Below are 24,795 nucleotides of genomic sequence, written 5' to 3' on the forward strand. Positions count from 1 at the left end.
GTCCAAACGATTGCCCGGGCCGCACGCTACACTAGACGATTGGTTGCAATTGCCGCTGCCGTCCTCATTTGCTAAGGGCGTGCGAGTCACTTTGTCGACTTTCTGCGCTGCCATCCTGCCCCCCGCCATGACCGATCTGAGCCAAGTCCCCAGCCCGCACGACGAGTCGAAATTCGTGACTTTCGAGGGCTCGCCGTTCCAGTTGTACCAGCCGTACCCGCCGGCCGGCGACCAGCCGGAGGCGATCCGCCAGCTCGTCGAGAACATCGAAGACGGCCTGTCGTACCAGACACTGCTGGGCGTCACGGGCTCGGGCAAGACGTTCACCATGGCGAATGTGATCGCGCGCGTAGGTCGTCCGGCGATTGTCTTTGCGCCGAACAAGACGCTGGCGGCGCAGCTGTATTCGGAGTTCCGCGAGTTCTTCCCGCGCAATGCAGTCGAATACTTCGTCTCGTACTACGACTACTACCAACCTGAGGCCTATGTGCCGCAGCGCGACCTGTTCATCGAGAAGGATTCGTCGATCAACGAGCACATCGAGCAGATGCGGCTCTCCGCCACCAAGAGCCTGCTGGAGCGCCGCGATGTGGTGATCGTGGCCACCGTCTCGGCCATCTACGGTATCGGCAACCCGAGCGAATACCACCAGATGATCCTGACGCTGCGCGCAGGCGACAAGGTCAGCCAGCGCGACGTGATCGCACGCCTGATCGCCATGCAGTACACGCGCAACGAGACGGATTTCCAGCGCGGGACCTTCCGCGTGCGCGGCGACACGGTCGACATCTTCCCCGCCGAGCACGCAGAAATGGCCGTGCGCCTGGAGCTGTTCGACGATGAAGTCGAATCGCTGCAACTGTTCGATCCGCTGACGGGCCGTGTGCGGCAAAAGATTCCGCGCTTCACGGTGTACCCCTCGAGCCACTACGTGACGCCGCGCGAGACCGTGCTGCGCGCCATCGAAACCATCAAGGCCGAACTGCGCGAGCGGCTCGATTTCTTCTACAAGGAAAACAAGCTGGTGGAAGCGCAGCGGCTGGAGCAGCGCACGCGCTTCGATCTGGAGATGCTGCAGGAGCTGGGCTTCTGCAAGGGCATCGAAAACTATTCGCGGCACCTGTCTGGCTCTGCGCCGGGCGAGCCGCCGCCGACGCTGGTCGATTACCTGCCGCCGGATGCGCTGATGTTCCTGGATGAATCGCACGTGCTGATTGGCCAGCTCAACGGCATGTACAACGGTGACCGCGCGCGCAAGGAAACGCTGGCCGAATATGGTTTCCGCCTGCCTTCTGCGCTCGACAACCGGCCGCTGAAATTCGCCGAATTCGAGACCAAGATGCGGCAGGTGACGTTCGTGTCCGCCACGCCGGGGGATTACGAAAAGAAGACCGCCGGCACGGAAGTCGTCGAGCAGGTCGTGCGCCCCACGGGCCTTGTCGACCCGATCATCGAGGTGCGCCCGGCGACAACGCAGGTCGACGATCTGCTGTCTGAGATCCACGTGCGCGTCGAGGCTGGCGAGCGCGTGCTGGTAACGACGCTCACCAAGCGCATGGCCGAGCAGTTGACCGAGTTTCTGTCGGAGAACGGCATCAAGGTCCGCTACCTGCATTCGGACATCGACACCGTCGAGCGCGTGGAGATCATCCGTGACCTGCGACTGGGCACCTTCGACGTGCTGGTCGGCATCAACCTGCTGCGCGAGGGGCTGGACATTCCCGAGGTGTCGCTCGTGGCGATCCTGGATGCGGACAAGGAAGGTTTCCTGCGCGCCGAGCGCTCGCTCATCCAGACCATCGGCCGCGCGGCGCGGAACGTGAACGGTACCGCCATTCTGTATGCGGATCGCATGACCGATTCAATGAAGAAGGCGATCGACGAAACCGAGCGCCGCCGCGCCAAGCAGATCGCCCACAACGAGGCGCATGGCATCACGCCGCGCGGCGTCGTCAAACGCATCAAGGACATCATCGATGGCGTGTACAACGTCGACGACGCGCGCGCGGAACTGAAGGCCGCGCAAGAGGCCGCCAAGTACGAAGACATGAGCGAGAAGCAGGCGTCCAAGGAAATCAAGCGCCTGGAAAAGCAGATGCTCGACCACGCCAAGAATCTCGAATTCGAAAAGGCGGCGGCGGTGCGCGATCAGCTTGCCAAGCTCAAGTCGCAGCTCTTTGGGGCGAGCGGCGAAGACCACATCGTTCCGGCCGCCTGAATCGCGCGGCCTCCGCTTGAAACCCCGCCACCTCGTTGCAGGTGGCAGGGGTTGCTGTTGACATCATTTCAGATCAAATTCGGGCCGTGCGCGTCGCCTGACCGGGGAGCCGGCACCTGCTGCAGCGCTTGCTGCACGCGTCTGCCATCAAGGGAGTTCGATGTTCGATTTTTTGCTTAACCCGTGGCGCAAGTGGCGCGCGTCCCGGCACGCCAGCCATCAACTCGATGCCATCCTGGCGCAGTTCGAGCCCACGCGCAGTCTGGCCGAACGCAATGAATGGCTGATCGAGCTGGGCTACTGGCTGCGCCGCGCGGACAGGCCTGCGGGCGCGGCCTCAGAGTCGTGGCGTTATGCCCGCCTGCGTTATCTGCTGCAAGTGCTGGAGAACAATCCGGCCTTGGCAGAGCGCGTCGGGCAGACATTGCGCAGCATCGTGCAGGACAACGATCCGGTGTCGCTGTTATGCGATACGGGGTTGTCGTCACGCTCGGGTTTCTGGAGCGAATTGATCGACCGCTGGCAGGCGCGCTGGCTGCCGCCCGCCCCGAATCAGGCGCAACTGGCGACATTGTTTGCACTGCTGTTTGTGGGGCCGACCGATGCGCAGTGGGTCGACGGTCTGGACGACGAACTGGTCACGCGCCTTTACGGGCTGTTCCGCGCCGGGATGAGCGATGACGAGCACGCTGTAGGCCAGACACGACTGGAGCGCAGCCTCGGTATCAGCATCCAGATCCTCATCAGCCAGGTGCGCGCGGCCGGGTTGTCGCGCGGCATCCGCAGCCGCATGGACCATGCGGAACTCACCGATTCTCCGTTTTACTTGCTCGCCGATGCGGCCAACGCGATCTTCCTGGAGCGGCCCAACACGGCGCTGGCAAGCCCCGAGCGGTTCCTGCAGGAACTCAACTATTTCCGCGCCGTGCTGGACCGCTGCGGAACGGCGACGGCCAGCGTGTATCAGCATCTGGACGAGAACGGCGTCTCGGTGGAAGTCGTCTTCCAGGTTGAGCGCATGAAGGCGTGGCTGGGCCGTATCGATTTGCTGCTGACGGCATGGGCGGACACGCAGGGCTCGCGTCGCTTCGTGCATATGACGGCCGAGCTGGTGTCGGCCAGCCAGCATCGCCGCAGCGTGGGGTATCTGATCCGCTCCACGTTCGCTGATCTGGCGCGCAAGGTGGTCGAGCGGTCTGCCGAGAGCGGCGAGCACTACATCACCCGCGACGGCAAGGAATACGGGGCGATGGTGAAGGCCGCAGCGGGCGGTGGCGTCATCACGGCGGCCACGGTGTACATCAAGTTCTTCATCACCGGAGCGCATCTGTCGCGCTTTACCGAAGGGCTGTTCGCGTCGATCAACTATGCGCTCAGCTTTCTCGGCATCCATTTCGCGCATTTCACGCTGGCCACCAAGCAACCCGCCATGACGGCGCCCGCGTTGGCGCATCGGCTGGACCAGGTGGGGCGCCAGGAAGGGCTGGACCGTTTTGTCGACGATACCGTCGCCATGATCCGCTCCAACGCGGCAGCGATCGCCGGCAACCTGGTGGCCGTGGCGCCGGTGGCTTTCCTGGTGCAGTGGCTGGCCGGGCGGTTGTTCCATGCGGACCTGATTTCGGCCGCGAAGGCGATGGCGACCATCGAGTCGTTTTCGATTCTCGGGCCGACACCGCTGTACGCCATCTTCACGGGTGTGCTGCTGTGGGCCTCAAGCCTGGCGGCGGGTTGGGCCGACAACTGGTTTGCGCTGCATCGTGTGCACGATGTGATTGCCTATCACCGGCGCCTGCGCTTCATGGTCGGCACCCAGGGCGCACAGCGCATTGCCAGCTTCTGGAAGCGCAATCTGTCGGGCATTGTCGCCAACGTCTCGCTGGGATTCATGCTCGGGCTGGGGCCGGAGATCCTGTCCTTTTTCGGCCCGCATATGGAGGTGCGACATGTCACGCTGTCGACGGGTGCGGTGGCGACGGCCGTGGGCGTGCTTGGCCCCAGCGTCATGCACACCGGGCCGTTCTGGCTTGCCGTGGCCGGCATTGCGCTGATGGGCGTGCTGAACGTTCTGGTGTCGTTTGCGTTGGCCTTCAACATGGCGATGCGCTCGCGCAACCTTCGCGGCGTCGATCGCAAGCGCGTGACGGGCGCCGTGTGGCGGCGCATCTTGCGGGATCCGCTGTGCCTGTTGGTCCCACGTGCCCCGACTGCGAGCACGCCGCCCAGCACCAGCACGCCGGTCTAGTGCGGTGCGGGCGCGACAGGTGCGCCCAACTCGCTGCGGAACGGAATGGACGGCTGCGCGCCAAGCCGCGTGACCGACACGGCCGCCGCGGCCTGCCCAAACTCGATGGCCGCAGCGGGGGCCGCATCTTCCGCGAGCGCCGCAGCCAGTGCGCCAACGAACGTATCGCCGGCCGCTGTGGTATCGATGGCGTGCGCTGTGGGGGCCGGCATCAGCACGCGCGAGTGGGCATCCACATAGGCAACGCCGCGCGCGCCCAGCGTGACAATCACGTGCCGCGCACCTTGCGCGTGGAGATCAGCAGCCGCATCCAGCGCAGCTTCGGGCGAATCGACGGGCCGGGCCGTCAGCAGCGCGGCCTCTGTTTCGTTCGGGATCAGGTAATCGCAGGCGGCCAGCCACGGGGTAGGCAGTGGGCCGATTGCAGGCGCCGGGTTCAGGATGACCGTCTTGCCAAGCCGCTGGCCCAGCTTCAGCGCGCATTCCACCGCATCCGGCGGCGATTCCAACTGACAAACGATCACGCGCGCGCGCTCGAATGCGGCACGCTGCGCTTCGATCATGGTGGGCGTCAGCAATTCGTTGGCGCCGGCCACGATGACGATGGTGTTTTGGCCGCTGTTGGCCACGGTCACGCATGCGATGCCGGTGGCCGCTCCGGCGTGCACCGAGACCATCGATGTGTCCACGCCTTCGCGGCGCAGGCCGTCGCGTAACGCAGTGCCGTATGCGTCATCACCGACGCAGCCGAGCATGGCGACGCGGGCCCCCAGGCGGGCCGCTGCCACGGCCTGGTTGGCACCCTTGCCGCCGGGAATGGTTTCCAGCGCAGGCGCTGCAACCGTTTGCCCGGGCCGCGGCAAGCGGGGCGTGCGGATCACCAGATCCATGTTCAGGCTGCCGACGATCAGCACGTCGGCAGCGGGGTGCGCGGAAGAGGCGGAAGGGCGCTTGGCCACCATGGCGGGACTACGTTGAAAGCGTGAAAGGAATGCGGAATCAGGCGGCGCGGGCCGGGCGCTCGGGTTCGGCGGTCGACTCCCGCAGAGACAGGCGCGGCGGCAGCACGATGCGGCGCGCACGCGGCTCTTCCACGGGATGGCGCAGGGCGTTGTCGCCGAGGTGCTCGAGCAGCGTCTGCGCGGTGGTCTCGCCCAGCTGGCGGATCGACTGGCCGACGGTGGACAGCGCCGGATAGACGTAGCGGCTGAGCTCGATATCGTCAAAGCCCATCACGGAAAGCGCCTTCGGCACGGGAATGCCCAGCTCGGCCGCAGCTCGCAGCGCGCCGATGCCCATCAGGTCATTGCCGGCAAAGATGGCGGTAGGCATCTCGCCTTCGGTCAGCAGCTGGCGCGCGGCGCGGTAGCCGCCGGGGCTCGTGAAATCGCCTTCGGCAATGCGGGCAGAGGCTTCCGGTACGCCGGCTTCGCGCAGCGCGCGGTGGAAACCGGCCAGGCGCTCTGCCGTCACGCTCAGCGCCGACGGCCCACTGATGCAGGCGATGCGGCGGTGGCCGAGTTCCAGCAGATGCTTGGTCGCCATGTACGCGCCTTCTTCGTGATCCACCTGCACCTGATCGGCCTGGATGCCTTCGGTCGGGCGGTCGACCATCACGATGGGCAGGGCGGATTCACCAAGCGCTTCCACCAATGCCGTATCCGGCCCGGCGCTGCTCACGATGATGCCGTCGACGCGTTTTTCCATCAGCACGCGCAGGTAGTCGCGCTGCTTGCGCGGGTCGTCGTCGGAGTTGCAGAGGATGACGCTGTAGCCGGCGGCAGCGCACACATCTTCAATGCCCCGCGCCAGCTCCGCAAAGTACGGGTTGGTGGCGGTGGGCACGAGCACGCCGATGGTGCGCGTGGTGCGATGTTTGAGCGAGCGCGCCACGGCACTGGGCACATAGCGCGTGGCCCGGATGGCTTCTTCCACGCGCTTGCGGGTCTCGGCGTTGACCGGCCTTGTGTTGTTGATGACGTGCGAGACGGTGGTGAACGAAACTCCGGCCAATGCGGCCACGTCCTTGATGGTTGCCATGTCGATCTCCTCTGTCTCTTAATGGTGCTTGCTGCGGTTGCGCTTGCTGCGGTAGGTATCCATGACCACGGCGGCGACGATGACCGCGCCCGTGATGATGCGTTTGGTGGGCTCGGAGGCGCCGATCTGCGCAAGGCCCGATTCGAGCACGAGATGATCAGCACGCCGAACAGCGTGCGCACGACCGAGCCGCGCCCGCCCATCAGGCTCGTGCCGCCGATCACCACGGCCGCGATCACCTGCAGCTCCATGCCCACGCCGGCATTCGGGTCGGCGGCTTCCAGGCGCGACACCTGGAACAGCGCAGCCAGGCCCGAGAGCAGCCCCATCAGCGCGAACACCGCAATCTTGTAGGGGCGGGGGTTCACTCCCGCCAGCCGCACGGCTTCTTCATTGGTGCCGATGGCCACGAGGTAGCGGCCGAACACCGTGCGCACCAGCACGATCTGGCCAACCACCGTGATGGCAATCGCAATCAGGAACGACGGCGCAATGCCCAGCGCGATGGGGTTGGCCAGCCAGTCGACCGCGCTGCCGATGTACACGGTGCGCGAATCGGTGAGGCTGTAGGCGAGGCCGCGCGCCATTTCCAGCACACCCAGCGACACGATGAACGACGGAATGCCCCAGTGCACCGTGACCGCGCCGGTCAGCATGCCGGCCGCCGTGGCCAGCGCCACGCCCGCCAGCGCCGCGGGCAACAGGCCCCAGCCCAACTTGGTCATGGCGACGGACAGCACCGACGCCGACAGCGCCAGCACCGAGCCGACCGACAAATCAATGCCGCCGATCATCAGGATGAACGTCATGCCCACCGCCATCACCAGCAAGTCGGGTATCTCGTTGGCGATGGTTGTGAACGTGGGCAGCGAGAAGAACGTGGGGGACAGCGTGCCGAACAGCGCCAGCATGGCGATCAGCGCAGCGAGCAACCCGCCGATCGTGCCAAGCGACATGCCCAGCGCCGCGCGCGTGCCGGTGCTCGCTGCGGGCGTCGTCGGGGGCAGGGTGGAATCAGAGCGCATCTGCGGTCTCCGAGGGCGATTGAGGTGCAGGTGAATCGGATTCGCCCGATTCACCAAAGGCGGCGGCGAGCAGGGCGTCCTGGCTCCAGCCACCGCGTTGGAAGATGTGCGTGAGCCGCCCGGCGCGCATGACGCCGATGCGGTCACACAACTGCATGAGTTCGCGCAGATCGCTCGACACCACGACCAGCGCCTTGCCTCGCGCCGCCAGCGCCTCGAGCAGCGTGTAGATGTCGAATTTGGCGCCGACATCGACGCCTCGCGTGGGCTCATCGAACAGCAGCACGGGCGTGTCGCGCTCCAGCCAGCGGGCAATGGCCACCTTCTGCTGATTGCCGCCGGACAGTTCACCCACCGGCTGCTCCGGACCCGCGCACCGGACCCGCAGGGCGCCGATGTGCCGCTGCGCCAGCGCACGCTCTTGCGCGGGTTGCAGCCAGCCGCGCTTCGTGACGCCCGGCATGTTGCCCAGCGCGATGTTTGTGGCGATGGGCAGGCTCAGCATCAGGCCTTCGTCCTTGCGGTCTTCGGTGAGCAGGCTGATGCCGTGGCGTACTGCATCGCCGGGCGAGCGGATGCGCGCAGGCGCCAGGGGCGAGCCGACCTCGACGGTGCCCGCATCCGCGCGGTCTGCACCGAAGATCAGCCGCAGCAATTCCGTGCGCCCCGCGCCGACCAGCCCCGCGATGCCGAAGATCTCTCCGGGCGCCACGTCGAAGCTCACGTCGAGCACGGCCGGAGCACGCGTGAGGCCGGTCACCCGCAGCGCAGGTGAGGTGTCGCCGAGCCATGGTTCGCGCGCAGCCCGCTGCGTTTCGGACGAGGCGGCCACGTCGCGGCCGACCATCGCCTGGATCAGCGCATCCTGCGAGACCGTCGCAGCCGGCGCATCGGTCACGAGCTTGCCGTCACGCAGCACGACGATGCGATCGGCAATGCGCGCGAGTTCGTCCAGGCGGTGAGAGATGTAGATAATGGCCACGCCTTCGCGGCGCAGCGCGTCGATGCGCTCGAACAGCGTGGCGCTCTCGTGCGCGCTCAGCATTGCCGTCGGCTCGTCGAGGATCAGCACACGGCATGCGCTGGCCAGCGCGCGGGCGATCTCGATCATCTGCCGGTGGCCGATGCCGAGCGCCTGGACGGGCGTCCACGGGTCAAGGTCCAGGCCGACGCGCGCGAGCGCCTGTTCGGCCCGCTGGCGCAACGCAGAGCGATCCACAAAACCGAGCCGCTGGGGCAGGTTGCCCAGGAACAGGTTCTCGGCCACCGTGAGCGTCGGCACCATGCTCAGCTCCTGCAGCACCATGCGCACGCCCAGCGCTTCGGCGGCGCTGCGCGAATCGGGCGCGTACAGCGCGCCGGCCAGTGTCATCGACCCAGAGGTCGCAGTCTCGAGCCCGCAGAGGATCTTGGAAAGCGTGCTCTTGCCGGCACCGTTCTCTCCCGTGAGCGCAAGCACCTCGCCCGCATGCACGTCGAGATCGATCTCTCGCAGCACGGGGGCGGCGTAGTGCTTGCTGACGGCCGAAACACGCAGCAGCGGTGGGCGCGGTTCGTAAGCGGCAGACATGGCTGGCGGCGGCTGGCCGGTCTGTAAGGTCAGGAACGCGTGACGAGGTTGACCGGCGTCTCGACGACACCCGACAGCTTCGCCTGCGGCGTCTTGGAGGCCAGCGCCTTCAGTGCGGTCTCGATGCCGTAGACGGCTTGCTGATCGGCGTGCTGATCAGCCGTTGCAACGACACGGCCATCTGCCAGCATGGCCTTGATGGCTTCGATGTTGTCATAGCCGCCAATCAACACCTTGCCCAGCTTGCCTGCGGCGCGCACTGCCGATACGGCGCCGATCGCCATGTTGTCGTTGCCGCACAGCAGAGCCTTCAAGTCGGGCTCGGAGCGCAGCATGGCAGCCGCCACCTTGTTGCCCTTGTCGATTTCCCATTCGCCCGATTGCACGCCGACGATCTTCAGCTTGGCGGCTTCGGCCGCGTCCTTGAAGCCAGCGGTGCGCTGCTGGGCGTTCGTGGTGGTCGGAATGCCTTCGATGATGCCCACGGCGTCGCCCGGCTTGAGCGACTTGGCAACGAAGTCGCCCACCAATCGCGCGCCCTTGCGGTTGTCCGGCCCCACGAAAGGCACATTAAGGCCCTTTTCCTTGAGCGCCGCCGGGTCCAGCCGGTTATCGATGTTGATGACGAGAATGCCCGCGTCCACGGCCTTCTTGACGACCGGCACCAACGCCTTCGAGTCGGCCGGCGCCAGCACCAGCGCGTCAACACGCGCGACGAGCATCTGCTCGACCAGGCGGATCTGCCCGGCGGTGTCGGTTTCGTCGCGAATGCCGTTGGTCAGCAGCGTGTACTCAGACGCATGATCCTTCTGATGCTTGCGCGCGCCGTTCTCCATGGTCAGGAAGAACTCGTTGGCGAGCGATTTCATGACCAGCGCCACCTTGGGCGGCTGATTGGCGGCGTACGCGAGCGAAAAGGGGAACGGCAGGGCAGCAGCTACGGCAGAGCCCGCGCCAAGTTGCAGGGCGCGGCGACGGCGGATATCCATGGTGTCTCCTCCAGGAAGAGTCCTATCTGGGGCGGGTGAGTGCGGGGCGTCGCTGCCGTGTGACGCCGTAAGGCATTCCTAAGGGCAATCGCGCCTCGCTCTTCGCAAACGTTTGCGTATCTGACAGTCTCGGCTACCGCGTAACAGAAGTCAATGAAATTGCGCTTTTCACCGCATAAGGAAAAACCCGCAGTGACGGCGCGTTCTGACGGGGCGCGCAAGTGGCGCTGCGCAAGTGGCGTGATAGCCCTATCGAACGTGGTTGATTGTTTTGGTCCACAATACGGCCTGCCGCGTGGCCATCCCGTTTTTCGGGCTTTGCAAATCCCCTTGCTGCGACGCGGAATCCCCCGACGCCTTAGTTGACCGATTTTGTCGGGTTCCTTTATACTTGAGCAAAACGATCAGGTATTTCCCCGACGCCATGAGATTGACCACCAAAGGCCGCTTCGCGGTCACCGCCATGATTGACTTGGCGCTACGCCAAGAGCAGGGCCCGGTCACGCTGGCTGGCATCAGCCAGCGTCAGAAAATTTCGCTGTCGTATCTGGAGCAGCTGTTCGGCAAACTGCGCCGCCACGAAATCGTGGAAAGTGTGCGCGGTCCGGGCGGCGGCTACAGCCTCGCCCGCCGTGCCGACGACGTTACCGTTGCCGACATCATCATTGCCGTGGACGAGCCGCTTGACGCCACCCAATGCGGCGGCAAGGGCAACTGCGGCGGGGAAGAGCATGTCGGCGGTCACACGGGGCGCTGCATGACGCACGATCTGTGGGCCACGCTCAATCAGAAGATGGTCGAGTATCTCGATTCGGTGTCGCTGCAGAACCTGGTCGATCAGCAACGCGAGCGTCAGCCCGAAGTGATTCAGGACATGCGTGAAGCGCGTCCGGCGCGCCGCGAACGTGCCCCGGCACGCGCGCGCACCGTCGATGCCCCGCCGGCCACGTCGGTTGCCGCCGAGCCGGTCAAGCGCGCCCCGCTGGTCAACTCCGTTTTCAGTCTGGCGCAGTCGTAATTGCGCCAGCGTGAGGCCGGCCACGACGTCGGCGTCAGACAAGAACATCGCCCCCCACACAAGGCAGACAAGATATGAGCACCCTGCAGCTTCCCATCTACATGGACTATTCCGCGACGACGCCGGTGGATCCGCGCGTGGTCGACAAGATGATTCCGTACCTGCGCGAGAGTTTCGGCAATCCGGCTTCGCGTAGCCACCCGTTTGGGTGGGAAGCCGAGAAGGCCGTCGAGACCGCGCGCGAGCAGGTTGCCGCGCTGGTGAATGCCGACCCGCGCGAAATCGTCTGGACGTCCGGCGCCACCGAGTCCGACAACCTTGCCATCAAGGGCGCCGCCAACTTCTACAGCAGCAAGGGCAAGCACATCATCACCGTCAAGACGGAGCACAAGGCTGTGCTGGACACGACGCGTGAGCTGGAGCGCCAGGGCTTCGAAGTGACGTACCTGGACGTGAAGGACAACGGCCTGATCGACATCGAAGTCTTCAAGCAAGCGATCCGCCCCGACACCATCCTCGCCTCGGTGATGATGGTGAACAACGAGATCGGCGTCATTCAAGACATCGAAACGCTGGGCGAAATCTGCCGCGAGAAGGGCGTGATCTTCCACGTCGACGCCGCGCAGGCGACGGGCAAGGTGGAAATCGACTTGCAGAAGTTGAAGGTTGACCTGATGTCGTTCTCGGCGCACAAGACGTATGGCCCGAAGGGTATCGGCGCGCTGTACGTGCGACGCAAGCCGCGTATCCGCATCGAAGCGCAGATGCACGGCGGCGGCCACGAGCGCGGCATGCGTTCGGGCACGCTGGCCACGCATCAGATCGTCGGCATGGGTGAGGCTTTCCGCATCGCCAAGGAAGAAATGGCGACCGAAAACGAGCGCATCCGCATGCTGCGCGATCGCCTGTACCGCGGCCTGAACACGATGGAAGAGGTCTACGTGAACGGCGACATGGAAGCCCGTGTGCCGCACAACCTCAACATCAGCTTCAACTTTGTGGAAGGCGAGTCGCTGATCATGGCGATCAAGGACGTCGCCGTGTCGTCGGGCTCGGCTTGCACGTCGGCCTCGCTGGAGCCGTCGTACGTGCTGCGCGCCCTGGGCCGCAACGACGAACTGGCACACAGCTCGATCCGCTTCACGGTGGGCCGCTTCACGACCGAAGAAGAAGTCGATTACGTGGTTGAGCTACTCAAGAGCAAGATCGGCAAGCTGCGCGACCTGTCTCCCCTGTGGGAGATGTACAAGGACGGCGTGGATCTGAACAGCATTCAATGGGCGGCGCACTGAGCGCGGCGTTTGACGGATAACAGGCGCCCCCGCGCCAGCCAACGATTGAAAGAGGTGTGAAATGTCTTACAGCAACCAGGTTCTGGACCATTACGAAAACCCGCGCAACGTCGGTTCGTTCGAGAAGGGCGACGATACGGTCGGTACCGGCATGGTCGGCGCGCCGGCTTGCGGCGACGTGATGAAGCTGCAGATCAAGGTCAACGAGCAAGGCGTGATCGAAGACGCAAAGTTCAAGACCTACGGCTGCGGTTCGGCCATCGCTTCGTCGTCGCTGGTAACCGAATGGGTGAAGGGCAAGACGCTGGACCAGGCGCTGGAAATCCGCAACACCGCCATCGCTGAAGAGCTGGCCCTGCCGCCGGTGAAGATCCACTGCTCGATCCTGGCTGAAGACGCCATCAAGGCGGCCGTGGCCGACTACAAGGAAAAGCACGGTTCGGCCGAGCAGAAGGCTGCCTGAGCCCGTTTGGATAGAAAGGACGCAGCATGATCACCCTGACCGACAAGGCCGCGCAGCACGTTTCCCGCTACCTGACCCGCCGTGGCAAAGGCGTGGGCCTGCGCGTGGGCGTGAAGACCACGGGCTGTTCGGGCCTCGCCTACAAGCTCGAATACGCAGATGAGATTGCCGCCGAAGACCAGGTCTTCGAATCCAACGGCGTCAAGGTGATCGTCGATCCGAAGAGCCTGCCGTACATCGACGGCACCGAGCTGGACTACGCACGTGAAGGGCTGAACGAAGGTTTCCGCTTCAACAACCCGAACGTTAAGGACGAATGCGGTTGCGGCGAGTCGTTCCGCGTGTGAGCGGGGCACATTGAAGCAAGCGATTGTCGGTTTCGAGCGGGACGAGGAGGGCCACTGGGTCGCCCGTCTCGCGTGTGGGCACGGGCAGCACATGCGCCACGATCCGCCTTGGCAGCTGCGGCCCTGGACAGAAACCGAAGCCGGGCGCGCCAGCAAGATCGGCGTGGTTGTGGAATGCCTGAAGTGCGATCGGGGTGAACCGGTCGAATGAGGAACACGAGGCGGCGCGGCCGCTTTTTTTATTCATGAATTCCGGCTTGTCAGCGAACACGACGCATTTTTCCCTCTTCGGACTGCCTGAAGACTTTGAGGTTGACGACGACGCGCTGAACGCTGCCTACCGCACCGTGCAGTCGCAGGCGCATCCCGATCGTTACGCCCATGCAGGTGACGCCGAACGCCGCGTTGCCATGCAATGGGCCACGCGCGCCAACGAGGCCTATCAGACGTTGCGTGATCCGCTCAAACGGGCGACGTATCTGCTGCACCTGCGCGGTATCGACGTGCAGGCCGAGAACAACACGGCCATGCCGCCCGCGTTTCTGATGCAGCAAATGGAATGGCGCGAAACGCTCGGCGACGCCAAGGCCGAGCACAACGTGGATGCGCTGGACGATTTGCTGGCCATGCTGCGCAAGGAAAAACGTACGCGTTATCAGGCGCTGTCCGGCCTGCTCAATGGCGATGGCAACACCGCAGCGGCAGCGGATGCCGTGCGCCAATTGATGTTCATCGAAAAGATCGAACGCGACACCGCCGAGGCCATCGACCGGCTGGACGACTAGAACCCAGAATTTGCGACAATGCTGGGTTTGCCCCGGCAGGCAGCCCACCCGCGCAATCGAGACATCCCCATGGCTTTACTGCAGATTTCCGAACCCGGCGAATCGCCCGCACCGCACCAGCGTCGTCTGGCGGTCGGTATCGATCTGGGCACGACTAACTCGCTGGTGGCCTCCGTGCGCAGCAGCGTGCCGGAAGTGTTGCCCGACGATCAGGGGCGCCCGCTGTTGCCTTCCGTGGTGCGCTATCTGCCCTCGGGCGGCGCCCACATCGGCTACAAGGCCCAGGCCGAAGCCGTGCGCGACCCGAAAAACACCATCATCTCGGTCAAGCGTTTCATGGGGCGCGGCCTGAAGGATGTTGCCCACATCGAGAACACGCCGTACGACTTCGTCGATGCGCCCGGCATGGTGCAGTTGAAGACCGTGGCCGGCGTGAAAAGCCCGGTGGAAGTGTCGGCGGAGATTCTGGCCACGCTGCGGCAGCGCGCGGAAGATACGCTCGGCGATGAGCTTGTCGGCGCCGTCATCACCGTGCCGGCGTACTTTGACGATGCGCAGCGCCAAGCCACCAAGGACGCCGCCAAGCTGGCCGGCCTGAACGTGCTGCGTCTGCTGAACGAGCCGACCGCAGCCGCCATCGCCTATGGCCTGGACAACGCCGCCGAGGGCATTTACGCCGTCTATGACCTGGGCGGCGGTACGTTCGACATCTCGGTGCTCAAACTCACGAAGGGCGTGTTCGAGGTGATGTCGACGGGTGGCGACTCCGCGCTCGGCGGTGACGATTTCGACCAGCGCATCGTCTGCTGGATCGTCGAGCAAGCCGGCCTGCAACCGCTTTCTGCCGAAGACACGCGCCTGCTGTTGAACAAGGCCCGCGCCGCCAAGGAATGGCTTTCGACCGCCGACAGCACCGAGATTGACGCGATGCTCTCCACCGGCGAGACCGTGCATCTCGTGCTGACCGCCGAGACCTTTGCCGAACTGACCGCCAATCTCGTGCAGAAGACGCTGTCGCCTGTGCGCCGCGCCCTGCGCGATGCGGGTGTGACGGTCGAAGACGTGAAGGGCGTGGTGCTGGTCGGTGGCGCCACGCGTATGCCGATCATCCGCCGTGCCGTGGGGCAGCTGTTTGGCCGCACGCCGCTCACGAACCTCGATCCGGACCAGGTGGTCGCCATTGGTGCTGCCATGCAGGCCAACCTGCTGGCCGGCAACCGTGCGCCCGGTGAAGACTGGCTGTTGCTCGACGTGATCCCGCTGTCGCTGGGCGTCGAGACGATGGGTGGCCTGGTTGAAAAGATCATCCCGCGCAACAGCACGATTCCCGTCGCGCGCGCGCAGGAATTCACCACGTTCAAGGACGGCCAGACGGCGATGGCGATCCACGTGCTGCAAGGCGAGCGCGAACTCGCGAGCGATTGCCGTTCGCTGGCGCGTTTCGAGTTGCGTGGGATCCCGCCGATGGTGGCCGGTGCCGCGCGCATCCGCGTGACGTATCAGGTGGATGCCGATGGCCTGCTCTCGGTGTCCGCACGCGAAACGGTGTCGGGCGTGGAAGCGTCGATCGCTGTGAAGCCGTCGTACGGTCTGGCCGATGACGATGTCGCGCGCATGCTGCAGGAAGGTTTCCAGTCCGCCGAAGACGACATGCGGCGTCGTGCGCTGGCAGAAGAGCGCGTTGAAGGCGAGCGCCTGCTGGAGGCGCTGTCGCAGGCGCTGGCCGCCGACGGCGATCTGCTGTCGCCCGAAGAGCGTGCCGCCATCGACGCCGAAATCGCCGCGCTGCGCACCACCATGCAGGGCGAAGACCACCGCGCCATCAAGGACGCCGTGGATGCCCTGTCGCATGGCACCGACGAATTCGCTGCGCGCCGCATGGACCGCGGCATTCGCAAGGCGCTCGCCGGCAAACGCATCGAGGAGCTCGGCTGATCGCCGATCGCATCTCCCAAAACACACTTATCGAACGAGTTTCTTCATGCCACAAATCGTCGTCCTTCCTCACGTCGAATACTGCCCGGAAGGGGCCGTGATCGAAGCCAAGCCCGGCACGACCATCTGCGATGCGCTGCTGGGCGCTGACATCGAGATCGAGCATGCATGCGAGAAGTCGTGCGCCTGCACGACCTGCCACGTGATCGTGCGCGAGGGCTTCAATTCCCTGGATGAGGCGACCGAGAAGGAAGAGGATCTGCTCGACAAGGCCTGGGGCCTGGAGCCGAACTCGCGCCTGTCCTGCCAGGCCAAGGTGGCGGAGACGGACCTGACCGTCGAGATTCCGAAGTACACGATCAACCACGCCAAGGAAAACCACTGAGCCGACCGGCCAGCGGTGGAGGGAGCCCATCATGAAATGGAACGATATCCAGCAGATCGCGGAAGCGCTGTACGACAAATACCCTGACGTCGATCCGACGCGCCTGAACTTTGTCGACCTGCACAACAAGGTCGTCACGCTGGAAGGCTTTGATGATGACCACAAGCGTGGCGGCGAGAAGTTCCTCGAAGCCATCCAGCAAGCCTGGATCGACGAAGCGGAATAAGCGCGTAGCCTCAATCAAACGCATGCGCATGAAAAAACCGGCCCGAAGGCCGGTTTTTCTTTTGGGCGAAGGCGACGCCGAATTAACCGGCCACCAGCGTCCCGTTCTCGACATGGACACGTTCGCCTGCCTGGAAGCCCGGGGCAGCCTTGTACATGAAGCTGCGCGTCGTGCCGTTATCCATGCGGACGTTCACGCGGTATTGGGTATCGCGGCTGTAGTAGTTTTCGGCCACATGGCCGCCGTAGCCGCCTGCCACTGCGCCGCCGACCGTCGCCAGCGTACGGCCATTGCCGCGGCCGATCTGGTTACCCAGCAGCCCGCCCACCACCGCGCCCCCGATCATGCCGAGGCCCGTTTCCTTGCCTTGCGTGGTGATCGGCGTGACCGATGTCACACGGCCGGCATACGGGCTGGCCGACTGGCGCGGTTGCGTTTGCGCATAGCTCGGATTGTTCGACGGAGCGCGTTCAGCGTACGACGGCTCACGGGCGCGCGCCGGAGCGGGTGCCACGTTCTGTGCCGGATACGGAGCGGCCTGATTCGGTTGCGTGGTCTGGCCCGGCGCCGCCAGCGCCATCGGGGCCGATGCGCCCGGCATGGCCGCTGCAGATTGCGCAGCGACGTTCGGGTCCGTGCTGCCCTGCGTAGCCTTCGAGGTGGGCAGCACGCCGGTAATGGCGGCCACCGCCGTCAGGCTGGCGATGATCACGGCCACGGCAGCCGTCGTCATCAGCGGATGCATGCGACGCGACGACGACGGGACTTGGCCCGGCGAGGTGCCACCGTATTGCTGACCTTGGTTCGGTTGGATGTTGTTGTTCATCTTCGTTCTCCTGCGGCCCGTGATTGGTTCGTGGTTCGGCCTTTCGATGATCACAGTGTGGTTCATCGCCCAAACGGATGCCGTTTTAATTTGTAAGCATCTGTACCGAGGTTTTTCCTCTAAAAATCAAGTATTTGGCGCGGTTTGATACATATTGTGGAAACGGCGCGATGTTACAAATAGCGGGGTGGGCGCGGGTTTTGCGCCTGCGCAGGCAACAAAAAACGCCCCCGAAGGGGCGTCTTTCGAAGGCGATCGACCGAACCGATCAGTCTTCCCGGCGCAGGTGCGGGAAAAGGATCACGTCGCGGATGTTCGGGCTGTCGGTGAGCAGCATCACCAGACGGTCGATGCCGATGCCGCAGCCGCCGGTCGGGGGCATGCCGTATTCCAAGGCGCGGATGTAGTCAGCGTCATAGAACATGGCTTCTTCGTCGCCGGCGTCTTTCTGTTCGACCTGCTTGCGGAAGCGCTCAGCCTGGTCTTCCGGGTCGTTCAGCTCGGAGAAGCCGTTGGCTATTTCACGGCCGGTGATGAACAGCTCGAAGCGCTCGGTGATGCCGGGCAGCGTGTCGGAGCCGCGTGCCAGCGGCGACACTTCGACCGGGTAGTCGATAATGAACGTCGGCTCCCACAGTTGCGATTCGGCGGTCTCTTCAAACAGCACAAGCTGCAGGGTCCCCACGCCAGCGTTCAGGAATTGCGGCGCGTTGGTGTCGATCTTGAACTTCTTCAGCTCGGCGCGCAGGAAGTCGACATCCGCCAGTTGCGCGTCGGTGTATTGCGGCGCGTACTTCTGGATTGCCTGGCAGATGGTCAGGCGATGGAACGGCTTGGCCAGATCCAGCTCGCGGCCCTGGTAAGTGAGCGTGGCGGTGCCCGAGGCGTCGATGGCGGCTTGGCGGATTAACTGTTCAGTGAAGTCCATCAGCCAGCGGTAATCCGTGTAGGCCGCGTAGAACTCCATCATCGTGAACTCGGGGTTGTGTCGCGGCGACACGCCCTCGTTACGGAAGTTGCGGTTGATCTCGTACACGCGTTCGAAGCCGCCGACGATCAGGCGCTTGAGGTACAGCTCGGGCGCGATGCGCAGGAACATCTGCATGTCCAGCGCGTTGTGATGCGTGATGAACGGCTTGGCTGCCGCGCCGCCCGGAATCGGGTGCAGCATCGGCGTCTCGACCTCCATGAAACCGTTGCCGGCCATGAAGTTGCGCAGCGAGGCCATCGCCTTGGTACGGGCGCGGAACGTGTCGCGCGTTTCCTTCGAGACGATCAGGTCGACGTAGCGCTGGCGGTACTTCTGTTCCTGGTCGGCCAGGCCGTAGTAGTCGCCCGGCAGCGGGCGCAGGCTCTTCGAGAGCAGGCGCAGCTCCGTCACTGCCACCGAAAGTTCGCCGGTCTTCGTCTTCATCAGCGTGCCGCGTGCGGCCACGATATCGCCCAAGTCCCACTTCTTGAAGCTGGCGTAGACGTCTTCGCCCACGGCGTCGCGGCTGATGTAGAACTGGATGCGGTCGGTGCTGTCCTGCACGGTGGCAAAGCTGGCCTTGCCCATCACGCGCTTGAGCATCATGCGGCCGGCAATGGCCACCTGCACCGGTTCGGCTTCCAGGGCGGCCTGTTCCAGCTCGCGGTACTTGGCTTGCAGATCACCGGCATGGTGCGTCGGGCGGAAATCGTTCGGGAACGCGACGCCTTGCTGGCGGATTTCGGCCAGCTTCTCGCGGCGCTCGGCGATGATCTTGTTGTCGTCCTGCGCCGGCACGGCGGCCGCGGTATTCGATTCGGCCGGGTTGTTCTGTTCGGTCATGATGGTGATGAGAGGAATGTCGGTTCAGGCGATGTTGCGCAGGTCGTCCAGCTCGGTCGCGCCAAAGTCGGGGCGCGCGAGATAGGCGGCGATGCGCGTGGCGGCGTCTTGCGGCGAGACCAGCTCGCCATGCGCATGCAGATCGCGGAAGCGCTGCACGCCGGCAAAGTCGGTGCCACGGATGGTGCGTTGCATGTCGGTGTCGATCACGCCAGGGGCCAGCGCCACGGCGCGCACGCTGGCGTCGCCATCCGCGTTGATGGCACGCACGAACATGTCCAGCCCCGCCTTGCCTGTGCAATAGGCGGCCCAACCGGCGATCGGCCGGCGCGCTGCGCCCGACGAGATCGCCAGCACACGGCGCTGCGCGCCCCAGCCAGCGGTGCCGCGCAGCAGGGCAGCGGTCAGCGCCATCGGGCCGGCCAGGTTCAGCTGCAGGTGCGGCAACAGCGTATCGGCGCGCAGCGTATCGATGGTGCCGATCGGCTCGACCGCGCCGGCGTTGAGCACCAGCGTTACGTTGGCAAAAGCGGGCAGGGCGGCAAGCGTCTTGGTCATCCAGGCCTCGGCGGCATGCGCGTCGGACAGGTCGACCTGGTGCCAGTCGAGCGTCACGCCGGCGGCTGCCGCTTGCGCGCGCAATTCGGCGTTATCGCCGCGTGCCACGCAGATGAGGCGGTGACCGGGCTGCATGAGCGCCTGGGCCAGCGCGGCGCCCAGGCCGCGCGAGGCGCCGGTCAATATGAACAGGGACGTGTCAGACATGGCAGTCGCTTTGGTTCGGCTTGGGTCAGACGCCCTGTTTCAGGCTCGCCTGAATAAACGGGTCGAGGTCGCCGTCCAGCACCTTCTGCGTGTTGGAGATTTCCACGTTGGTGCGCAAATCCTTGATGCGGCTCTGGTCGAGCACATACGAGCGGATCTGATGGCCCCAGCCCACGTCGGTCTTGGCGGCTTCCTGCGCGTCGGCAGCAGCCTGGCGCTTGCGCAGTTCGTGCTCATACAGACGCGACTTCAGCATGGTCATCGCTTCGGCGCGGTTGCGGTGCTGCGAGCGGTCGTTCTGGCATTGCACGACGATGCCGGTCGGGATGTGCGTAATCCGCACGGCCGAATCGGTCTTGTTGATGTGCTGACCGCCCGCGCCGGAAGCGCGATAGGTGTCGACGCGCAGATCGGCCGGGTTGACCTCGATCTCGATCGAATCATCGACTTCCGGATACACGAAGATCGACGAGAACGACGTGTGACGCCCGCCCGCCGAGTCGAATGGCGACTTACGCACCAGACGGTGCACGCCGGTCTCGGTGCGCAGGAAGCCAAACGCGTACTCGCCTTCGACCTTGATCGACGCGCTCTTGATGCCGGCCACGTCGCCTTCGGACTCTTCCAGCACTTCGGTCTTGAAGCCCTTGCGCTCGCAGTACTTCAGGTATTGGCGCAGCAGCATCGACGCCCAGTCGCACGCTTCGGTGCCGCCGGCGCCGGCCTGGATGTCGATGAAGCAGTTGGCAGCGTCCATCGGGCCGGAGAACATGCGGCGGAATTCCATGTCTTCGACAATGGCGCGCATGCCTGCGGTGTCGGCCTCGATGGCTTCGATGGTGTCGTCGTCGCCTTCTTCGCGGGCGAGCTCGAACAGCTCGGCGCCGCCGCTGAGGTCTTCGTCAAGCTTGGTCAGTGCCAGCACGACGGTTTCAAGCGACTTCTTCTCGCGGCCCAGTTCCTGGGCGCGTTTGGGATCGTTCCAGACCTCGGGGTTTTCGAGTTCTTTATCGACTTCAACTAGACGTTCAGATTTGACGTCGTAGTCAAAGATACCTCCGAAGGTCGTCGGCGCGCGACTTCAGGTCGGCCAACGTGTTCTGGATGGCATTGAGGCGTTCTGCTTCCATGGTGCAAAAATCAGGTCGGAAACCGGAAATTATAGCGGAATCAAGGGGTTTCCCGCCTGCGTAGAGCGTCAAAACCGCCATTTTCCGGACCGGCGCGCCGCGATTTATGTGCCGGCCACGGGCGTCCCGCCTCGCTTCGGTTAGCATGACGACCAGTCCACATGGCTTTTGGCGCTGCCCGATGATCATCCGCTCGCTGCTCGACACCGATCTGTACAAATTCACCATGATGCAGGTGGTGCTGCATCACTTTCCCGGTGCGCACGTTGAATACCGCTTCAAGTGCCGCAACGCGGGCGTCGATCTGGTGCCGTTCATCGAAGAGATCCGCGCCGAGATCCGCCACCTTTGCACCCTGCGCTTTACCGATCCGGAGCTGGATTACCTGCGCGGCATGCGCTTCATCAAGAGCGATTTCGTCGATTTTCTCGGCCTGTTCCATCTCAACGAGAAGTACATCGACGTGCGCCCCGCGCCGAGCAATGACGGGCAGATAGAAGTTGTCATCGCTGGGCCGTGGCTGCATACGATCATGTTCGAGGTGCCAGTTCTGGCCATCGTCAACGAGGTGTTCTTCAGCCGCACGCAGACGCATCCGCAGTGGGAAGAGGGCAAGCGCCGCCTGACCGACAAACTGGCGTCACTCAAGCGCCCCGGCCTGGAAGACTGCCGCATTGCCGACTACGGCACGCGCCGCCGCTTTTCACACACCTGGCACGAGCATGTGCTGCTGGAGACGCGTGCGCAGCTGGGCGCCCAGTACGCGGGCACCAGCAATGTCTACTTCGCCATGAAGCACAGCATGACGCCGCTTGGCACGATGGCACATGAATACCTGCAGGCCTGCCAGGCGCTGGGCCCGCGCCTGCGAGATTCCCAGACCTTTGCGCTGGAAACCTGGGCCAAGGAATATCGCGGCGACCTTGGTATCGCGCTATCGGATACCTACGGCTTCGACGCCTTCCTGCGCGATTTCGACATGTTCTTCTGCAAGCTGTTCGACGGCGTTCGCCATGATTCCGGCGACCCGTTCGAGTGGGGCGAGCGCATGCTCAAGCATTACGACGACATGCGCGCCGAGCCGAAATCCAAGGCGCTGATCTTCTCCGACAGCCTCGACATGCCCAAGGTCATCGGCCTGTATGAGCGTTTCCACGGCCGCTGCAAGCTGGCGTTCGGCGTGGGGACCAATCTGACCAACGACCTGGGCTACACGCCGCTGCAGATCGTCATCAAGATGGTCCGCTGCAACGGCCAACCGGTCGCCAAACTGTCGGACGCGCCCGAGAAGACCATGTGCGACGATCCGGCCTACCTGACGTATCTGAAACAAGTTTTTGGCGTGCAATAAGGCTCACGCCAGCGCCGAATAAGTTTCAACGGCGTTGGCGGATCGTGCTCTAAGCGGCTCGTATAATCGATCGATCTTTCGGAGCCGCCATGGAATCACAACCGGACACCCCCGTCGACCCGCTCGACACCAGCCGCGCACGCGACGCCATCTTTGCGCGCATCCGCAACGCGCAGCATCGTCCCGCGAAACCGACGCAGGGTGAGCGCGACGCCGTGGCGGATTACCTCGCCCGCCACCCTGCCGGCCCGCGCCCGCCGGTGCCCGAAAACCTCGCCGCGCATTTTGCCGAGCAGGCGCTGAAGATGGCCTCCACGTTGGATACCGTGGAGGTGCTAGCCGACGTGCCGAGCGCGGTGGCCCGTTACTTGTCTGGGCTGAACCTTCGGTCGCAAGCCGTGGCCTGGACGACATTGCAATCGCTGGACTGGGCAACTGCCGGTATCGGCATCGAATTCCGCCCGCCTGTGCGCGGGGCGCAAGCCGATCAGGAACACGGCGATCTCGTCGGCATTACGGGTTGCTTCTGCGCAATTGCCGAGACGGGCTCGCTGATGCTGCTGTCGGGGCCGGAGAATGTCGCCTCCACGGCGCTGCTGCCCGAGACGCATATCGCCGTGGTTCCGCAGTCGCGCATCGTCGCCACGCTGGAAGACGCCTATGCGCTGATGCGCGCAGAGCGGGGCGAGCTGCCGCGCGCCACCAACGTCATCAGCGGGCCGTCGCGCACGGGCGATATCGAGCAGACCATCGTGCTCGGTGCACATGGCCCGTATCGCGTGCACGTGATTGTTGTGACGGCCGCCTGAGGCGGCGTCCGGGGCTCATTGCCCCATCAAATATCTGTGGACGTTCAGGAGGCGACAGACCTCGGGCGTTTACACTGGCGTCTTTGTTTGGGTGGCGCGGCGGCGTTTGCCGTGCGCCCACGCTTAGGAGAACGCCGACGTGAAACGCCTCTGGCCCCTTGTCTTCCTGTTTGTCTGTGGCCTGGCGCGCGCCGCCGATGTGAACGGCGCGGAATTGCATCTGTTGTGGGGTGTGCCCTTTGCGGGCATCCTGCTTTCGATTGCCATTGCCCCGCTCATGGTGCCCAAGCTGTGGCACGACCATTACGGCAAGATCGCCGCGGCCTGGGCGCTGGCGCTTCTGGTGCCGTTCGGGATCGCGTTTGGCACGGAGGCGGCCATCGCTTCCGTCAATCACGCGGCCCTTGCTGAATACATTCCCTTCATCGCGCTGATCGCCGCTCTGTACGTTGTCGCGGGCGGTATCTGCATTCGCGGCAATTTGCATGGCACGCCAAAGCTCAATACGGGCTTGATCGCGCTTGGCACGGCGCTGGCCAGCATCATGGGGACGACCGGCGCCGCGATGCTGCTGATCCGGCCTTTGCTTCGCGCCAATGAGGCACGCCGGCATCGGGCGCACGTCGTCGTGTTCTTCATCTTCCTGGTGGCCAATGCCGGTGGGGCGCTCACGCCGCTGGGCGATCCGCCGCTGTTCCTCGGTTTTTTGCAAGGTGTCGATTTCTTCTGGACCACGCAGCACCTGTGGCGCCAGACGCTGACCATGTGGGTGCTGCTGCTGGCGATCTTCTTCCTGATCGACAGCTACCTCTATCACACGGGCAAGGAAGAGCTGCCCAACATCACCGACGCCACGCCGGACGATGCAGGCCCGCTGCGCTTCGAGGGTAACGTCAACTTCGTGCTGCTGGCAGGCATTCTCGGCCTCGTCCTGATGAGCGGGCTGTGGAAGCCCGGCATCGTCTTCTACGTCATGGGCACCGAAGTGATGCTGCAGAACGTTGTGCGCGACATCGGGCTCGTCGCCATCGCGCTGCTGTCGTTGTGGCTCACCCCGGCGAGCGCGCGCGCCGGCAACGAGTTCAACTGGGAGCCCATCCTGGAAGTCGCCAAGCTGTTTGCCGGCATCTTCATCACGATCGGCCCGGTAATTGCCATGCTCAAGGCCGGCGTGGATGGCCCGTTCGCGGGCATCGTCCATCTCGTCAACGACAGCGCGGGCCAGCCGAACAACGCGATGTACTTCTGGGCGACGGGGTTCTTGTCGTCGTTCCTCGACAATGCGCCGACGTATCTGGTGTTCTTCAACACTGCTGGCGGCGACGCGCGCATGCTGATGAGCGAGGGCGCCTCCACGCTGGCCGCCATTTCCGCCGCGGCCGTGTTCATGGGGGCCAACACCTACATCGGCAACGCCCCGAACCTGATGGTCAAGGCCATTGCCGAAAGCCGCGGTCTGCAGATGCCGAGCTTCTTTGGCTACATGCTGTGGTCTGTGTGCATTCTCGTGCCGATTTTCGTTCTGATGACCTTCGTCTTCTTCCGCTAACCGAACGTGTGCTG

At 64.3% G+C, this 24,795-nt stretch carries 22 protein-coding genes and 1 pseudogene; 14 read left to right on the forward strand and 9 right to left on the reverse strand.

What is annotated here, in order from left to right:
- Nucleotides 1-127: 127 nt before the first annotated feature.
- The gene (gene uvrB / locus FUT88_RS05780) at nucleotides 128-2,218 is read left to right on the forward strand and encodes an excinuclease ABC subunit UvrB (RefSeq protein WP_147214193.1); all 2,091 of its coding nucleotides are present in this window, start codon (nucleotides 128-130) and stop codon (nucleotides 2,216-2,218) included.
- A 160-nt stretch (nucleotides 2,219-2,378) separates the two neighbouring features.
- Entirely contained in the window at nucleotides 2,379-4,463 is a 2,085-nt protein-coding gene (locus FUT88_RS05785) for a site-specific recombinase (protein WP_147214194.1), read from the forward strand.
- Here FUT88_RS05785 and rbsK read toward each other — a convergent pair.
- The 5 genes and pseudogenes from rbsK to FUT88_RS05810 all read right to left on the reverse strand — a co-directional run bounded on the left by rbsK (nucleotide 4,460) and on the right by FUT88_RS05810 (nucleotide 10,087).
- Entirely contained in the window at nucleotides 4,460-5,425 is a 966-nt protein-coding gene (gene rbsK, locus FUT88_RS05790; RefSeq protein ID WP_147214195.1) for a ribokinase, read from the reverse strand. The two genes, FUT88_RS05785 and rbsK, sit on opposite strands and share 4 nt — an antisense overlap.
- 37 nt (nucleotides 5,426-5,462) lie before the next feature.
- Nucleotides 5,463-6,503, reverse strand: coding sequence for a LacI family DNA-binding transcriptional regulator (locus FUT88_RS05795; RefSeq protein WP_147214196.1), 1,041 nt, complete (start codon nucleotides 6,501-6,503; stop codon nucleotides 5,463-5,465).
- Between the two features lie 18 nt (nucleotides 6,504-6,521).
- A pseudogene (locus FUT88_RS05800) lies at nucleotides 6,522-7,528 on the reverse strand (ABC transporter permease).
- Complete coding sequence (locus tag FUT88_RS05805; RefSeq protein ID WP_147214197.1) at nucleotides 7,518-9,098, reverse strand: sugar ABC transporter ATP-binding protein; 1,581 nt, start codon at nucleotides 9,096-9,098, stop codon at nucleotides 7,518-7,520. The pseudogene FUT88_RS05800 and the gene FUT88_RS05805 overlap by 11 nt, the downstream one beginning before the upstream one ends.
- 29 nt (nucleotides 9,099-9,127) lie before the next feature.
- Entirely contained in the window at nucleotides 9,128-10,087 is a 960-nt protein-coding gene (locus FUT88_RS05810) for a sugar ABC transporter substrate-binding protein (protein WP_147214198.1), read from the reverse strand.
- Nucleotides 10,088-10,511: 424 nt separating this feature from the next.
- Here FUT88_RS05810 and iscR point away from each other — a divergent pair, with 424 nt between their 5' ends.
- The 9 genes from iscR to iscX all read left to right on the forward strand — a co-directional run bounded on the left by iscR (nucleotide 10,512) and on the right by iscX (nucleotide 16,538).
- Complete coding sequence (gene iscR / locus FUT88_RS05815; protein WP_147214199.1) at nucleotides 10,512-11,105, forward strand: Fe-S cluster assembly transcriptional regulator IscR; 594 nt, start codon at nucleotides 10,512-10,514, stop codon at nucleotides 11,103-11,105.
- Between the two features lie 74 nt (nucleotides 11,106-11,179).
- Nucleotides 11,180-12,397 (forward strand): IscS subfamily cysteine desulfurase, encoded by a 1,218-nt coding sequence (locus tag FUT88_RS05820; protein ID WP_027677786.1) that lies wholly within the window; start codon nucleotides 11,180-11,182, stop codon nucleotides 12,395-12,397.
- A 61-nt stretch (nucleotides 12,398-12,458) separates the two neighbouring features.
- On the forward strand, nucleotides 12,459-12,860 hold the full coding sequence (gene iscU / locus FUT88_RS05825; protein ID WP_004635709.1) for a Fe-S cluster assembly scaffold IscU: 402 nt from the start codon (nucleotides 12,459-12,461) through the stop codon (nucleotides 12,858-12,860).
- Nucleotides 12,861-12,886: 26 nt separating this feature from the next.
- Nucleotides 12,887-13,207, forward strand: a complete 321-nt coding sequence (iscA, locus tag FUT88_RS05830; protein ID WP_027677785.1) for an iron-sulfur cluster assembly protein IscA — start codon at nucleotides 12,887-12,889, stop codon at nucleotides 13,205-13,207.
- Nucleotides 13,208-13,217: 10 nt separating this feature from the next.
- Nucleotides 13,218-13,418: a DUF3565 domain-containing protein gene (locus tag FUT88_RS05835; protein ID WP_147214200.1), complete on the forward strand. Its 201-nt coding sequence runs from the start codon at nucleotides 13,218-13,220 to the stop codon at nucleotides 13,416-13,418.
- Between the two features lie 34 nt (nucleotides 13,419-13,452).
- On the forward strand, nucleotides 13,453-13,992 hold the full coding sequence (hscB, locus tag FUT88_RS05840) for a Fe-S protein assembly co-chaperone HscB (protein WP_147214201.1): 540 nt from the start codon (nucleotides 13,453-13,455) through the stop codon (nucleotides 13,990-13,992).
- Nucleotides 13,993-14,061: 69 nt separating this feature from the next.
- Nucleotides 14,062-15,927 (forward strand): Fe-S protein assembly chaperone HscA, encoded by a 1,866-nt coding sequence (gene hscA / locus FUT88_RS05845; protein WP_147214202.1) that lies wholly within the window; start codon nucleotides 14,062-14,064, stop codon nucleotides 15,925-15,927.
- A gap of 46 nt (nucleotides 15,928-15,973) precedes the next feature.
- Nucleotides 15,974-16,312 carry an ISC system 2Fe-2S type ferredoxin gene (fdx, locus tag FUT88_RS05850; protein ID WP_147214203.1) on the forward strand — a complete coding sequence of 113 codons (339 nt, stop codon included), beginning with the start codon at nucleotides 15,974-15,976 and terminating at the stop codon, nucleotides 16,310-16,312.
- A gap of 31 nt (nucleotides 16,313-16,343) precedes the next feature.
- Nucleotides 16,344-16,538: a Fe-S cluster assembly protein IscX gene (gene iscX, locus FUT88_RS05855; RefSeq protein WP_009238557.1), complete on the forward strand. Its 195-nt coding sequence runs from the start codon at nucleotides 16,344-16,346 to the stop codon at nucleotides 16,536-16,538.
- Between the two features lie 82 nt (nucleotides 16,539-16,620).
- On the opposite strand, the gene FUT88_RS05860 is transcribed toward iscX, so the two are convergent.
- The 4 genes from FUT88_RS05860 to prfB all read right to left on the reverse strand — a co-directional run bounded on the left by FUT88_RS05860 (nucleotide 16,621) and on the right by prfB (nucleotide 21,072).
- Complete coding sequence (locus FUT88_RS05860; protein WP_147214204.1) at nucleotides 16,621-17,364, reverse strand: glycine zipper 2TM domain-containing protein; 744 nt, start codon at nucleotides 17,362-17,364, stop codon at nucleotides 16,621-16,623.
- 268 nt (nucleotides 17,365-17,632) lie between these two features.
- Nucleotides 17,633-19,177: a lysine--tRNA ligase gene (gene lysS, locus FUT88_RS05865; RefSeq protein ID WP_147214205.1), complete on the reverse strand. Its 1,545-nt coding sequence runs from the start codon at nucleotides 19,175-19,177 to the stop codon at nucleotides 17,633-17,635.
- A gap of 24 nt (nucleotides 19,178-19,201) precedes the next feature.
- Entirely contained in the window at nucleotides 19,202-19,942 is a 741-nt protein-coding gene (locus FUT88_RS05870) for an SDR family oxidoreductase (RefSeq protein WP_147214206.1), read from the reverse strand.
- Nucleotides 19,943-19,967: 25 nt separating this feature from the next.
- Nucleotides 19,968-21,072, reverse strand: a protein-coding gene (gene prfB / locus FUT88_RS05875; RefSeq protein ID WP_147214207.1) for a peptide chain release factor 2 whose coding sequence is annotated in 2 segments (ribosomal slippage) — nucleotides 19,968-20,990 and nucleotides 20,992-21,072 — 1,104 coding nt in all. Because the reading frame shifts where the segments join, the coding sequence is not laid out codon by codon here.
- 181 nt (nucleotides 21,073-21,253) lie between these two features.
- Between prfB and pncB the strand changes: the two genes are divergently transcribed.
- The 3 genes from pncB (at nucleotide 21,254) to FUT88_RS05890 (ending at nucleotide 24,781) form a co-directional block, all read left to right on the forward strand.
- Nucleotides 21,254-22,423, forward strand: coding sequence for a nicotinate phosphoribosyltransferase (gene pncB / locus FUT88_RS05880; RefSeq protein WP_147214241.1), 1,170 nt, complete (start codon nucleotides 21,254-21,256; stop codon nucleotides 22,421-22,423).
- Between the two features lie 89 nt (nucleotides 22,424-22,512).
- On the forward strand, nucleotides 22,513-23,232 hold the full coding sequence (locus tag FUT88_RS05885; protein ID WP_147214208.1) for a lactate utilization protein C: 720 nt from the start codon (nucleotides 22,513-22,515) through the stop codon (nucleotides 23,230-23,232).
- Between the two features lie 139 nt (nucleotides 23,233-23,371).
- Nucleotides 23,372-24,781, forward strand: a complete 1,410-nt coding sequence (locus tag FUT88_RS05890; protein WP_147214209.1) for a sodium:proton antiporter — start codon at nucleotides 23,372-23,374, stop codon at nucleotides 24,779-24,781.
- Nucleotides 24,782-24,795: the final 14 nt, after the last annotated feature.

The sequence above is a fragment of the Ralstonia sp. TCR112 genome, from assembly GCF_007997035.1.
Taxonomy (GTDB): Bacteria; Pseudomonadota; Gammaproteobacteria; order Burkholderiales; family Burkholderiaceae; genus Ralstonia; species Ralstonia edaphi.